Genomic DNA, 12,572 nt, shown 5'->3' with positions numbered 1-12,572 from the left:
CCGCGGTCCCGCCGCCCGTGGGGGCCCTGGGTGCTCGCCGCCGTGCTCGCGGTCGCTGTCCTCGTGCTGGTCCAGCCGTGGGTCGCGGGCGCCCCCGTCCCGACGCCGGTCGCGACCGCCTCCGGGTCGTCCGCACCCGCCCCGCGGGAGCCGACCCCCACCGCGGCCTCCTCCGCCGGGCCGTCGACCGCCGACGTCGTCCTCGACGCGACGACGCTGCCCGGGCTGCTCCTCACGCGCGCGGACGTCGAGGCCGCCGTGCCCGCCGCGGAACCCGGCGTGAGCGCGGGCCCGCCGTCCGGGCAGACGCCGTGGGGGCTGCCCCCCGGGGGTGCGGTCGAGCCCGCGACCTGCGCGACCGCGGTGACGGTGGTGCCCGGCCCGCCCGTGGCGCACGACGCGCTGGCGTGGGCGAACGACGAGGTCCGCGTCGAGCAGGACGTCGTGCTCCTGGCCGACCCCGCCGCGGCACGGGAGGCGTTCCGGGCGCTCGTGACGACGGTCGACGGGTGCACCGAGTACACGGTCGTCGACGCGGCCGGCGGGCGGACCCGGTGGGTGACGCAGCCGGCGATCGAGGGGCAGGGGCTGCTGCCGGAGATCGTCCAGGAGGTCACCGTGCGCACCGGCGAGGACGAGCCCCGGGCGCGGTACGTCGGCCACGCGCTCGTCGGCAACGCGATCGTCAGCTGGACGGCGACGGCGCTCGACCCGGCCGCGCGCGAGAACGCGGCGGACGTGCTCGGCACGACCGGCGAGGTCAGCATGATGATCGAGGAGCGCGTGCTCGCGGCGGTGCGCGCGCTGCCGTGACGCGTGGCACCCCGGCCGTCGGCCCGGGGCCGTCCGTCCGCGCGCCCGGCCTAGGGTGGACCCGTGCACGGTGAGTACAAGGTGCCCGACGGCAAGCTCGTGGTGGTCGACCTCGACGTCCGGGAGGGGCGCCTCGCGGACGTGCGGGTGTCCGGGGACTTCTTCCTCGAGCCCGACGACGCGCTCGAGGTCCTCGGCGACGCGCTCGCCGGTGCGGCGCACGACGCGCCGGTCGCCTCGCTCGTGCAGGTCCTCGACGACGCCCTGACGCTCGCGCAGGAGCAGGGCCGCGTCGCCGGGCCCGTCGCCATGGTCGGGTTCGACACGCGCGCCGTCGCCGTGGCGGTCCGGCGGGCGCTCGGGCTCTCCACCGGGTGGTCCGACCACGAGTTCACGCTGCTGGACCCGGGTGTCCTGCCGCCCGCGATGCACACCGCGCTCGACCAGGTGCTCACCGAGGAGCTCGCGGCAGGCCGGCGCGGCCCGACGCTGCGGTTCTGGGAGTGGCGGGAGCCGGCGGTGATCATCGGCTCGTTCCAGTCGCTCGCGAACGAGGTGGACGCCGAGGCGGCCGCCCGGCACGGCGTCACGGTCGTGCGCCGCGTCAGCGGCGGCGGCGCCATGTTCATGGAGGCCGGCAACTGCATCACGTTCTCGCTCGTCGTGCCGCCGTCGCTGGTCGACGGCATGTCGTTCGAGGACTCCTACACGTTCCTCAACCAGTGGGTGCTCGGCGCGCTCGCGGACGTGGGCGTGCGGGCGACGACGACCGGCCTCAACGACATCGCGTCCCCGGCGGGCAAGCTCGCGGGGTCGGCGCAGAAGCGGCTCGCGAGCGGCGGCGGCGCGGTGCTGCACCACGTGACGATGTCCTACGACATCGACGCGGACAAGATGCTCGAGGTGCTGCGGATCGGCCGCGAGAAGATGTCCGACAAGGGCACGCGGTCGGCGAACAAGCGGGTCGACCCGGTGCGGTCGCAGACGCAGCTGCCGCGCGAGCAGGTGATCGCGGCCTTCGTCGCCCACTTCCGGGCGCGGTACCGCACGGTGGACGGCGCCCTGCGGCCGGCGGAGATCGAGCGCGCGCGCGAGCTGGTGGCGACGAAGTTCACCGACCCGGCCTGGACCGCCCGCGTGCCCTGACGGCGTCCCGCCGTCGGCCCTGCTCGGCACGTGCTCGGCACGTCCTCGGCCCTGCTCGGTCGGGGACCGGTCAGTGCGGCCAGGTGAGGACGACCGCGACGGCGGCCGCGCCGATCGCGACGAGCCCCGCGGCGCACGCCGTCACGAGCCGCCCGCCGGGCGTACCCGTCCCCGCGGACCCGTGCCGGGCGGCGGTCCGCCGCTCGCGCGACGCCACGAGCACGAGCACCGCCAGCACCGTGCCGCCCACGGCCACGGACCAGCCCGCCGGACCCCACGTCTCCGCGAGCAGGCGGCCGGCCGCGACGGCGCCGCCGAGCAGGCCCAGCGCCGTCCGGCGCCACGCCAGCGCGGTCCGCTCCCCGGCGAGCGGGTCGACGGCCGGCGCGGCACCGCTCACGCGAGCACCAGCCCGACGAGCACGAGCACGCCCGCAGCCGCCACGCCGACGACGAGCAGGCCGAACGCCGACGGCGCCGGCAGCGGCTCGGCCCGCCGCATCGCGCGCTCGGCCCGCGCCCACCCGACCCACGCCAGCACGGGCGCGAGCACACCGAGCGCGACGAGCAGGACCGCGGCCGCGAGCCGCAGGCGCGGCTCGATCGGCAGGTCGAGCGCCTCGAGCGCGACGCCGCCCGCGAGGAGCGCGAGGGCGGTGCGCGCCCACGCGAGGAACGTGCGCTCGTTCGCGAGGGAGAACCGGGCGTCGGGCTCCGTGCCGGTCGCGTACACCCAGGTGGGGAAGCGGCGGCGGGGGCGCGGCGCGGGGGCGTCCATGCCGCCATCCTCGCAGCGGCGGCGCGCGGACGTATCACGGGCGGTCCGCGGTGCTCCTGCGCGGTGACGACGGCGGTGACGACCGGACCGGGAGGTGCGCGGTGACGCAGGACGAGCGGGAGCGGCGGCGGCTGGACGTGCTCGCCCGGCGCGAGGTGCTCGCACGCGACGCGGTGCGCCGGCGCGCGGCCGCGCGGGCCTACCGCGCCGGCGCGCTCGCGTCCGCCGGCGGCGGCGTCCGCGCGCCGAAGACGGCCGTGCCGACGCGGACGACGGTCGCGCCCTCCGCGACGGCGGCCTCCAGGTCGTCGCTCATGCCCATCGACAGCCCGCGGGCGCCGGCGGTGCCGGGCGCGCCGCTCGCGACGACGTCGTCCCGGATGCTGCGCAGGAGCGCGTAGCCGGCGCGCACCCGCTCCACGTCGGGCGTGCGGGCACCGACGGTCATGAAGCCGGCGAGGCGCAGACCCGGCAGCGCGGCGACGCGCACGGCGAGGTCGCGGGCGTCGTCGGGGCGGGCGCCGTGCTTCGTGGGCTCCGCGGACACGTTCACCTGCACCCACACGTCGAGGGGCACGGTGCGACCGGCCACGCGCGCGCTGAGGCGTCCCGCCAGGTCGTCGTCGGCGACGGACTGCACGGCCGCGGCCCAGCGCAGCGCCGCGTTGACCTTGTTCGACTGCAGCGGCCCGATGACGTGCCACACGGGCGCGACGTCGGCCAGCACCGGCGCCTTCGCCACGAGCTCCTGCACGCGGTTCTCGCCGAGCAGGACGGGCGCCGTGCCGGACCCGGCGGCGCGGGCCGCTGCGTCGGCCGCGAGCGCGGCGCGCACCGTGCCGGCGTCCATGGTCTTGCCGGCGAGCAGCACCTGCACCGCACCGGGCGGACGACCGGCGGCGGAGGTGGCCGCCGCGACGCGGGCGCGCAGGGCGGCGAGGCGCTCGGCGACGTGCCGGGCGCGGTCGTGCGGGTCGTCGGGCGGCTCCACGGGTCCTGACCGTACCGCCGGGCCATGATGGGCCGCATGGACGGCACGACGGGACGACTGCTGGTGGCGACGCCGGGGCTGCGTGACCCGAGCTTCCGGCGCACGGTCGTGCTCGTGCTCGAGCACACCGACGGCGGCGCGCTCGGCGTCGTGCTGGACCGGCCGCTCGACGTGGACGTGGCCGCGGTGCTGCCCGACTGGCACCCGCACGTGAGCGCACCGGGCGTGCTGTTCGGCGGGGGACCGGTCGGTCGTGACGCGGCGCTCGGGCTCGCGGGCGTCCCGGTGGCGGCGACGGCCCCGCCGGGCGTGCGTCCGCTGACGCCGGGGCTCGGGCTCGTCGACCTCGACGCGCCGCCCGAGGTGGTGGCGCAGGGGGTGCGGGGGCTGCGCGTGTTCGTCGGCTACGCCGGCTGGTCGGCCGGCCAGCTCGACCAGGAGATCGCCGCCAAGGGGTGGATCGTCGTCGACGCGCTGCCGGACGACCCGTTCGCCCGCGACCCGGGCGGTCTGTGGCGCCGGGTGCTGCGCCGCCAGCCGGACGAGGTGGCGCTGCTGTGGACCGCGCCGGACGACCCGGCGCTGAACTGACCCGGCGCTGAACTGACCCGGCGCCGGGCTCACCCGGCGCTGGACTGACCCGGCGCCGGGCCGACCCGCGGACCGGGGTCGCGTCAGGGGCGTCCCGGATCCCGCCGCGCGGCGGCGTGTGCGACGGTGGTCCGGTGACCACCCTGCTCAACGTCATCTGGCTCGTCTTCGCCGGCGCGTGGCTCGCCCTCGGGTACGTCGTCGCCGGCGTGCTGTGCTGCCTGCTGGTCGTCACGATCCCGTTCGGCGTCGCGTCGTTCCGCATCGCCAGCTACGTGCTGTGGCCGTTCGGGCGGACGGTCGTCGAGAAGCCCACCGCCGGCGCGCTGTCGGCCATCGGCAACGTGATCTGGGTGCTCGTGGCGGGCATCTGGCTCGCGGTGGGGCACGTCGCGACGGCGATCCCGCTGTTCGTGTCGATCATCGGCATCCCGATGGGCATCGCGAACCTCAAGCTCATCCCGGTCTCGCTCGTGCCGCTCGGCAAGGAGATCGTGCCGACGGACCGGCCGTTCGCGGCGTACGGCCGCTGACGACGGGTCTCAGCCGGCCGCGACCGCCGCGACCACGGCGTCGGTGAGCCGCACCAGGTCGTCGGGGGCGAGCTCGACGTCCAGCCCGCGCCGCCCGCCCGAGACGAGCACCGTGTCGAACAGCCACACCGTCTCGTCGACGACCGTGCGCAGCCGCGTGCGCTGCCCCAGCGGGGAGATGCCCCCGACGACGTAGCCGGTCGCGCGCTCGGCGGCGTGCGGGTCCGCCATGGCGGCGCGCTTGGCGCCGACCGCGTGCGCGAGCGCCTTGAGGTCGAGGCGCCCGGTGACCGGCACGACGGCGACGGTCAGCGCGCCCTCGACGTCCGCGACCAGCGTCTTGAACACCTGCGCGGGGTCGACGCCCAGCGCGTGCGCGGCCTCGAGCCCGTAGCCGAGGTCGGACGCCGCGTCGTGCGCGTAGGCGCGCGGGGTGTGCGGGACGCCGGCCGCAGCGAGCGCGACGAGCGCCGGTGTGCCCGCCGCGCGGGCGTCCTTGCGTGCCACGGCGCCCAGGGTAGGGGGCGGTGCGACCGTCGGCCGTTGACGTCCGGCGCCGGGCGCTGCGAGGGTCACGGTCCGGTGGCGGCCGCGGAGCAGGGGGTGCGATGCGCGAGGGTGAGCGGCTGGGCGTGCCCGGCGTGCTGGTGCTGGTGCTGTACGTGCTCGGCGTCGTCTGGCTCGCGGCGCTGCCGCTGCTCGTCGGCCTGGTGCTCGCCGGCCTGGTGCCGGAGGTCGGCCGGCTGCGGACCGCGGGCGGCGGGTGGCGGCTCCTGCACCTGCTGTGGATCTACCCGGTCTTCTTCGTCGTCGTCGGCATGCTCGAGCCGCGGGCGGGACGGGTGCGGAGCCGGGGGCGCCGCGTCCTCGCGCTGGCCGTGGAGCTCCTGCTGGCGTGGCTCGTCCTGACCCTCCTGCTGGGCCTGTTCTTCGTGCACCCCGGCGGCGCCGCGATCGCGTCGGCCGTGGCCGTCGCGTCGCTGGCACCGTTCGCGCGCCTGCTCGAGCGCACCCTGCCGCGCGGCGCTCGGGGCGGGCGCGACGGCGCCGACGGCGGGCCCGAGGCGGCCGGCCGGACCCGCTAGAGCGCCACGCCGACCAGCGTGCCGATCCCGTAGGTCACCGCCATCGCGACGGACCCGCCGACCACGTTGCGCAGCACCGACCGGCCGGTCGCCGCACCCGTGAACCGCGCGGACGCCCAGCCGAGCGCGACGAGCGCGGCGACGACGGCGACGGCCGTGACGGGGACGCGCGCGGCGACGGGCCACGGCGCGAGCACGACGAGCAGCGGGGCGAGCCCGCCGATCGTGAAGGCGACGAACGAGGCGAGCGCGGCGTGCCACGGGTTGGTGAAGGCGTCCTCGTCGTCGGCACCGCCGATGGGCCGGCCCGCGTCGGCGGCCACGCGCTCGGCGTCGCGCTGGCTGCTCACGGACACGTACTCCCCGGCGGCCATCGACAGGGCGCCCGCCACGAGGGCCGCGCCGCCGGCGAGGCCGATGGTCCGCGCGGACGTCGCGGCGCCCGCGACCCCGACGACCGTGGCGGCGATCGAGACGATCCCGTCGTTCGCCCCGAGGACGCCGGCGCGGAGCCAGTTGAGGCCCCGCGCCGAGTGCGCGGGGCGTCCGTCGCCGGTCCCGTGCAGGAGGCCCGTCAGGTGCCCGCCGATCGTGGTCATGCGTCCACGCTAGGCCGGTGCCCGCCGCCTGTCATCGCAGCGAAGCCTGTCCTGACCTGCACAGACGTAGGCCTGCCTCACCTCGCCGGACCGAGCCGGGCACCGTGCCGCGGGGACGTCAGAGCGGCCCGACCTCCAGCACCCGCAGGCGCACCTCGCCGGCCTCGTCCGACGCCGCGAGGTCGACGAGCGCGTCGATCCGCCAGTCGTGGTCGCCCGCCGGGTCGTCGAGCAGCTGGCGCACGTGCCACGTGCGCGCCGCCGGTCCGTGCCCCTCCGTCGGCGTGACGAGGAACAGCCCCGGGCCGCGGGCCGCGGGGCCGGTGAGCACCTCGTCGTGCACGTCCCAGTAGGGGTCGAGGGCGTCGGCCCACCGGTCGGCGTCCCACGGCCGGTCGTCGCCGTCGACGTCGCCGAGCGCGGCGAGCGCGCCCCACCGCTCACGCGCGAGCAGCTCGACGCGGCGGAACAGGGCGCCCCGCACGAGCGCGCGGAACACCCGTGCGTCGGCGGTGACGGGCGGCGGGGTGTCGTCGTCCACGGCGGGCCCGGCGGCCGGGTCGTCGGTGGGGTTCGCCAGGCGCTCCCACTCGTCGAGGAGGCTCGAGTCGGTGCGGCGCACGAGGTCGCCGAGCCACGCGACGAGCTCCTCGAGCTCCTCGGTGCGCCGGTCCTCCGGGACGGTGCGGCGCAGCGCGCGGTACGCGTCGGCGAGGTAGCGCAGCAGCACGCCCTCGGTGCGGTCGAGCGTGTAGAGGCTGACGTACTCGGCGAACGACGCGGCGCGCTCGTGCATGTCGCGGACCACGGACTTCGGCGACAGCGCGAGGTCCGCGACCCACGGGTTGGTCCGGCGGTACGTCGCGAACGCGGCCTCGAGCAGCTCGGCGAGCGGGCGCGGGTACGTGACGTCCTCGAGCAGGGCCATGCGCTCGTCGTAGTCGAGACCCTCCGCCTTCATGGCTGCCACGGCCTCGCCGCGCGCACGGTTCTCCTGCGCCGCGAGCACCTGGCGCGGGTCGTCGAGCGTCGCCTCGATGACGGAGACGACGTCGTGCGCGAAGCCCGGGTCCTCGGGGTCCAGCAGGTCGAGCGCGGCGTACGCGAACGGCGACAGGGCCTGGTCGAGCGCGAACGTGGCGGGCAGGTCGTCGACGAGCCGGACGGTGCGCCGGCGGCCCCGCGGGGCCGCCGGGTCGTCGACCCACGGCCGCTCGACGACGCCGCCGGCGCGCAGCGAGCGGTACACGTCGACCGCGCGCCGCACGTGCCGGGCGCGGGCGCCCTCGGGCTCGTGGTTGTCGGTGAGCAGGTGCGTCATGACGGCGATCGGGTCGCCGCGCCCGTCGCGGCCGCGCTGCAGCACGTGCAGCACCATCGCGTGCGACACGTGGAAGCTCGACGTCAGCGGCTCGGGGGCGGCGTCGCGCAGGCGCTCGTACGTCTTGTCCGTCCAGTTCACGTGCCCCGCGGGGGCCTGCTTGCGGACGATCTTCTTCTGCTTCTTCGGGTCGTCGCCCGCCCGCAGCAGCGCCTTGCGGTTCTCGATGACGTGCTCGGGCGCCATGACGACGACCTCGCCCACCGTGTCGAAGCCCGCCCGCCCGGCCCGCCCCGCGATCTGGTGGAACTCGCGCGCCGTCAGGTGCCGCATCCGCTGCCCGTCGTACTTCACGAGCGAGGTGAGCACGACGGTCCGGATCGGCACGTTGATGCCGACCCCGAGCGTGTCGGTGCCGCACACCACCGGCAGCAGGCCCTTCTGCGTGAGGCGCTCCACGACCCGCCGGTACTTGGGCAGCATGCCCGCGTGGTGCACGCCGACGCCGTGCCGCAGCAGCCGCGACAGCGTCCTGCCGAACCCGGGGCCGAACCGGAACCCGCCGAGCTCGTCGGCGATCGCGTCGCGCTGGGCGCGGCTCGCGAGCGTCGACGACAGCAGCGCCTGCGCGCGCTCGACGGCCTCCTTCTGCGTGAAGTGCACGACGTACACGGGCGCGCGCTGCGTCTGCACGAGCTCGTCGAGCAGCTCGTGCAGCGGCTCCACGACGTAGGAGAACGTCAGCGGGACGGGCCGCTCGGCGTTGGCGACGACCGCCACGTCCCGGCCCGTGCGCCGGCGCAGGTCGTCCTCGAAGAAGGCGACGTCGCCGAGGGTGGCCGACATGAGCAGGAACTGCGTGCGCGTCAGCTCGAGCAGCGGCACCTGCCACGCCCAGCCGCGCTGCGGGTCGGCGTAGTAGTGGAACTCGTCCATCACGACGAGGCCGACGTCGGCGTCGGCGCCGTCGCGCAGCGCGAGGTTGGCGAGGATCTCGGCCGTGCAGCACACGATCGGCGCCTGCGCGTTGACGGCGGTGTCGCCCGTCATCATCCCGACGTTCTCCGAGCCGAAGACCTCGACGAGCGCGAAGAACTTCTCGCTCACGAGCGCCTTGATGGGCGCGGTGTAGAACGACCGGCGGCCCTGCGCGAGCGCGACGGCGTGCGCGGCGACGCCGGCGAGCGACTTCCCCGAGCCCGTCGGCGTCGACAGGATCACGTGCGCGTCGGAGACGAGCTCGAGCAGCGCCTCCTCCTGGTGCGGGTACAGCCGCAGGCCCTGGTCGGCGGCCCACGCCGTGAACGCCTCGTAGAGGGCGTCGGGGTCGTGCGCCTGGTCGCCGCGGGGCAGACGGGCGGTCAGGGTCACGGCGTCGGACACCGGGCGATCCTCGCACGGACGCGTCAGGAGGCGTCCCACAGCAGCCGGTAGTACGCGATCCGGGCGGGGTCGGGGTCGACGCCGTAGCCCGCGTAGACGTGGTGGTCGTACCCCGGCCCGTGGTTCCAGTCGACGCTCCACGCCGCGATCGCGAGGTCCGCCCACCGGTCGGCGACGCCGAGCCGCCCGAGGTCGACGTGCCCGGCGACCGTGCCGTCGTCCTGCAGCAGCGTGTTCGGCGCGCACGCGTCCGCGTGGCAGACGACGAGCATGTCGGGGTCCGGCGGCTCGGTGAGGCGGTACCGCGCCTCGGCGACGCCCATGGTGCGGTGCTCCGGCGCCCACGACGCCGGCGTGTCGCCGGCGTCGAGGTTCTCCAGCGCGCGGTCGAGGCGGTCGCGCGCCGACCACGCGAACGGGCAGTCGCCGACGGGCAGCGCGTCGTGGAACGCCCGCAGCCCGCGGCCGATCGCGGTGGCGGCCTCGACCGGGCGCGCGAGCCAGTACGGGTCCACGGCGCTGCGGGCGTCGATCGCCTCCGTCACGAGCCACGTGCCGTCGTCGTCGGCGCCGCGGTCGAGCACGCGGGGGACGGCCGTGAACCGTGCCGCCCACGCGAGGCGCGCCGCCTCGGCGGCGAGGTCGAGGCCCGGCGTCCCGGCGGCCACCCACTTGACGTACCGGTCAGCACCGAGCCGGAAGGTCAGCCCGCCCAGCTCGTTGCGCCACACCGGGACGACCGGTGCCGTCCCGGCGAGGTGCGCGACCGCCGCGGGGACGTCGACGGGGCCGGTGGGGACCTCGGCGGCGGGGACGTACTGCTCGGGCACGTCGCGATCGTGCCACGGGCACGTCCCGGCGGCCGCCGCGCGGGACCTACGGGTGGGTAACCTACGGAGCCGTAAGTTACGGTGACGACGTGATGAGCCCGACCCCGGACGCAGCCCTCCCCGCCGCCTGGCCGACGGGCGTCCCGCGGGACGTCGACGTGCCGGACGAGCCGCTCACAGCCACCCTCGAGCACACCGCGCGCGACCACCCGCAGCGCGTGGCCGTCGACTTCCTCGGCCGCACGACGACGTGGGCGCAGGTGGCCGACCAGGTCGCCCGCGGCGCCGCCGTGCTCCGCGACCTGGGCGTCGGGCCGGGCGACCGGGTCGCGCTCGTGCTGCCCAACTGCACCACCCACCTGGTGGCGTTCTGGGCCGTGCTGCGGCTCGGCGCCGTCGTCGTCGAGCACAACCCCACCTACACCGCCGACGAGCTCGCCCACCAGCTCGCGGACAGCGGCGCCACCGTCGCGGTGGTGTGGGAGCAGGCCGTGCCGCGCGTGCTCGCGGCGCGCGGGCGCACCGCCCTCCGCCACGTCGTGGCGGTCGACCTCAGCGCGGACCTGCCGACCGCGTCCCGGCTGGCGCTGCGGCTGCCCGTCGCGTCGGCGCGGCGCACCCGCGCGGCCATGCGCGGACCCGTGCCCGCGGACGTGCCGCACTGGCACCGGCTGCTGCGCGGCGCGCGCCCCGTCGACGCGTCCGTGCCGGGGCCTGCCGCGGGCGACGTCGCGCTGCTGCAGTACACCGGCGGCACCACGGGCACCCCCAAGGGCGCCGTGCTCACGCACCGGAACCTGCTCGCCAACGCGATCCAGGGCCAGGCGTGGACGCAGGCGCGCCCCGGCACCGAGGTCGTCTACGCGGTGCTGCCGTTCTTCCACGCCTTCGGCCTCACGCTGTGCCTCACGTACGCGACCCGCATCGCCGCGACGCTCGTCGTGCTGCCCAGCTTCGACCCCGCGCGCGTCCTCGCCGCGCAGAAGCGCCGGCCGGGCACGTTCCTGCCCGCCGTGCCGCCGATGCTCGACCGCCTCGCGGCCGCCGCCGAGGAGTCCGGCGCCGACCTCACGTCGTTCCGCTACGCGATCAGCGGCGCGATGGCCCTGCCGCGCGCGACCGCCGAGCGCTGGGAGCGCGTGACCCGGGGACTGGTCGTCGAGGGCTACGGCATGACCGAGACGTCGCCGGTGGCGCTCGGCAACCCGATGACGGCCGACCGCCGCCCCGGCGCCCTCGGCCTGCCGTTCCCGTCCACGTACGTGCGCGTCGTCGACCAGGAGGACCCGACCCGCGAGGTCGCGGCGGGGGAGCGCGGCGAGCTGCTGGTCCGCGGGCCGCAGGTCTTCCAGGGCTACTGGGACCGGCCCGAGGAGACGGCCCACCAGCTGCTGCCCGGCGGGTGGCTGCGCACCGGCGACGTCGTGCAGGTCGAGGAGGACGGGTTCGTCGTCCTCGTCGACCGCATGAAGGAGATGATCGTGAGCGGCGGGTTCAAGGTGTACCCGTCGCAGGTCGAGGACCACCTGCGCGGCATGCCGGGCATCCGCGACGTCGCGGTCGTGGGGGAGCCCGCGGGCGACCTCGGGGAGAGCGTCGTGGCCGCGGTCGTGCTCGACGAGGGCGCGTCGGGCGTCGACCTCGCGGCCGTGCGGGCGTGGTGCGAGACCCGTCTGGCGCGGTACGCGCTGCCGCGGCGGATGGTCGTGCTGCCCGACCTGCCGCGCTCACAGGTCGGCAAGGTGCTGCGCCGGGTCGTCCGCGAGACGGTGCTGCGACGGTCCTGAGGTCGTCGTGCACCTGGACCAGACGGTCTGGTCCGGTACGACCGGGCGGCGTAGGCTGGCGCCGTGACGACGACCATGAACGTCCAGGACGCGAAGGCACGCCTGTCCGACCTGATCGCCCGGGCGGAGGACGGCGAGGAGGTCGTCATCGCGCGCGCCGGGCGCCCCGTCGTCCGCCTCGTCCCCGTGCAGCCCCGGCGCCGCGTCTTCGGCACGCTGCGGCTCGACGTCCCGCCGACGTTCGACGAGCCGCTGGACGAGGCCGAGCTGGCGGCCTGGGAGTGAGGTACCTGCTCGACACGCACGTCCTGCTGTGGCTCCTCGGTGACCCGGCTCGCGTGCCGGAGCACGTCCGCGGCGAGCTCGCCGACCCGGCCGTGACGCTCCTCGTGTCGGCGGCGTCCGCGCTGGAGGTGGCGACGAAGCAGCGGCTCGGGAGGCTGGAGGTCGGCGACCTGGTCGACTTCTGGTCGCGCCGCGTCGCGGAGATCGGCGGCACCGAGCTGCCGGTCGGCGCCGACCACGCGCTCCTCGCCGGGCGGCTGCCGTGGGAGCACCGCGACCCGTTCGACCGGTTGCTCGTGGCGCAGGCGGTGACCGAGAACGCCACCCTCGTGACCGTCGACGAGCTGGTCCGCACGTCCGGACGCGCCGCCGTCCGTACGTGGTGACCGGGTCCTGCGCGCACCGCCGTACCGTGTCCGCGTGAGCGACGA

The 12,572-nt window shown here is 76.6% G+C and carries 15 protein-coding genes; 8 read left to right on the top strand and 7 right to left on the bottom strand.

Translation table 11 applies throughout. The features are described 5' to 3' along the window. Together AB6N23_RS02390 and lplB are read left to right on the top strand one after the other, a co-directional pair. On the top strand, positions 1-813 hold an 813-nt coding region (locus tag AB6N23_RS02390; RefSeq protein ID WP_412864389.1), incomplete at its 5' end, for a sensor domain-containing protein. Between the two features lie 63 nt (positions 814-876). After that, positions 877-1,959 (top strand): lipoate-protein ligase small subunit, encoded by a 1,083-nt coding sequence (gene lplB, locus AB6N23_RS02385; RefSeq protein WP_412864387.1) that lies wholly within the window; start codon positions 877-879, stop codon positions 1,957-1,959. Positions 1,960-2,029: 70 nt separating this feature from the next. Here the strand turns inward: lplB and AB6N23_RS02380 are convergent, their stop codons facing one another. The 3 genes from AB6N23_RS02380 to AB6N23_RS02370 form a co-directional block, all read right to left on the bottom strand. Further along, the gene (locus tag AB6N23_RS02380; protein WP_412864385.1) at positions 2,030-2,359 is read right to left on the bottom strand and encodes a DUF202 domain-containing protein; all 330 of its coding nucleotides are present in this window, start codon (positions 2,357-2,359) and stop codon (positions 2,030-2,032) included. Further along, the gene (locus AB6N23_RS02375) at positions 2,356-2,736 is read right to left on the bottom strand and encodes a YidH family protein (protein WP_412864383.1); all 381 of its coding nucleotides are present in this window, start codon (positions 2,734-2,736) and stop codon (positions 2,356-2,358) included. The genes AB6N23_RS02380 and AB6N23_RS02375 overlap by 4 nt, the downstream gene beginning before the upstream one ends. A gap of 199 nt (positions 2,737-2,935) precedes the next feature. Next, a complete protein-coding gene (locus AB6N23_RS02370) occupies positions 2,936-3,727 on the bottom strand; it encodes a YggS family pyridoxal phosphate-dependent enzyme (RefSeq protein WP_412864381.1) in 792 nt (263 codons plus the stop codon). A 36-nt stretch (positions 3,728-3,763) separates the two neighbouring features. Here AB6N23_RS02370 and AB6N23_RS02365 point away from each other — a divergent pair, with 36 nt between their 5' ends. Both AB6N23_RS02365 and AB6N23_RS02360 read left to right on the top strand, forming a co-directional pair. Further along, a complete protein-coding gene (locus tag AB6N23_RS02365; RefSeq protein ID WP_412864379.1) occupies positions 3,764-4,318 on the top strand; it encodes a YqgE/AlgH family protein in 555 nt (184 codons plus the stop codon). Between the two features lie 134 nt (positions 4,319-4,452). Next, entirely contained in the window at positions 4,453-4,851 is a 399-nt protein-coding gene (locus AB6N23_RS02360) for a YccF domain-containing protein (RefSeq protein ID WP_412864377.1), read from the top strand. Positions 4,852-4,860: 9 nt separating this feature from the next. On the opposite strand, the gene ybaK is transcribed toward AB6N23_RS02360, so the two are convergent. Further along, entirely contained in the window at positions 4,861-5,358 is a 498-nt protein-coding gene (ybaK, locus tag AB6N23_RS02355) for a Cys-tRNA(Pro) deacylase (RefSeq protein WP_412864376.1), read from the bottom strand. 101 nt (positions 5,359-5,459) lie between these two features. On the opposite strand from ybaK, the gene AB6N23_RS02350 reads away from it, so the two are divergent. Then, a complete protein-coding gene (locus AB6N23_RS02350) occupies positions 5,460-5,936 on the top strand; it encodes a hypothetical protein (RefSeq protein WP_412864374.1) in 477 nt (158 codons plus the stop codon). Here AB6N23_RS02350 and AB6N23_RS02345 read toward each other — a convergent pair. The 3 genes from AB6N23_RS02345 to AB6N23_RS02335 all read right to left on the bottom strand — a co-directional run bounded on the left by AB6N23_RS02345 (position 5,933) and on the right by AB6N23_RS02335 (position 10,069). Next, positions 5,933-6,535, bottom strand: a complete 603-nt coding sequence (locus tag AB6N23_RS02345) for a VIT1/CCC1 transporter family protein (RefSeq protein WP_412864372.1) — start codon at positions 6,533-6,535, stop codon at positions 5,933-5,935. The two genes, AB6N23_RS02350 and AB6N23_RS02345, sit on opposite strands and share 4 nt — an antisense overlap. A 118-nt stretch (positions 6,536-6,653) precedes the next feature. After that, a complete protein-coding gene (locus AB6N23_RS02340) occupies positions 6,654-9,227 on the bottom strand; it encodes a DEAD/DEAH box helicase (protein ID WP_412864401.1) in 2,574 nt (857 codons plus the stop codon). 35 nt (positions 9,228-9,262) lie between these two features. After that, complete coding sequence (locus AB6N23_RS02335; protein WP_412864370.1) at positions 9,263-10,069, bottom strand: phosphotransferase; 807 nt, start codon at positions 10,067-10,069, stop codon at positions 9,263-9,265. A gap of 92 nt (positions 10,070-10,161) precedes the next feature. Between AB6N23_RS02335 and AB6N23_RS02330 the strand changes: the two genes are divergently transcribed. The 3 genes from AB6N23_RS02330 (at position 10,162) to AB6N23_RS02320 (ending at position 12,527) form a co-directional block, all read left to right on the top strand. After that, entirely contained in the window at positions 10,162-11,856 is a 1,695-nt protein-coding gene (locus AB6N23_RS02330) for an AMP-binding protein (RefSeq protein WP_412864400.1), read from the top strand. A 63-nt stretch (positions 11,857-11,919) separates the two neighbouring features. Next, positions 11,920-12,141, top strand: coding sequence for a type II toxin-antitoxin system Phd/YefM family antitoxin (locus tag AB6N23_RS02325; protein ID WP_412864368.1), 222 nt, complete (start codon positions 11,920-11,922; stop codon positions 12,139-12,141). Next, a complete protein-coding gene (locus tag AB6N23_RS02320) occupies positions 12,138-12,527 on the top strand; it encodes a type II toxin-antitoxin system VapC family toxin (protein ID WP_412864366.1) in 390 nt (129 codons plus the stop codon). Before AB6N23_RS02325 ends, AB6N23_RS02320 begins: the two co-directional genes overlap by 4 nt. The last annotated feature ends 45 nt before the right edge of the window (positions 12,528-12,572 follow it).

This window comes from Cellulomonas pasadenensis (assembly GCF_047229365.1).
In the GTDB taxonomy this organism is placed as follows: Bacteria; Actinomycetota; Actinomycetes; order Actinomycetales; family Cellulomonadaceae; genus Cellulomonas.
Note: the sequence above shows the minus strand (reverse complement) of the source record. Positions and strands in the feature narration are given on the sequence as shown.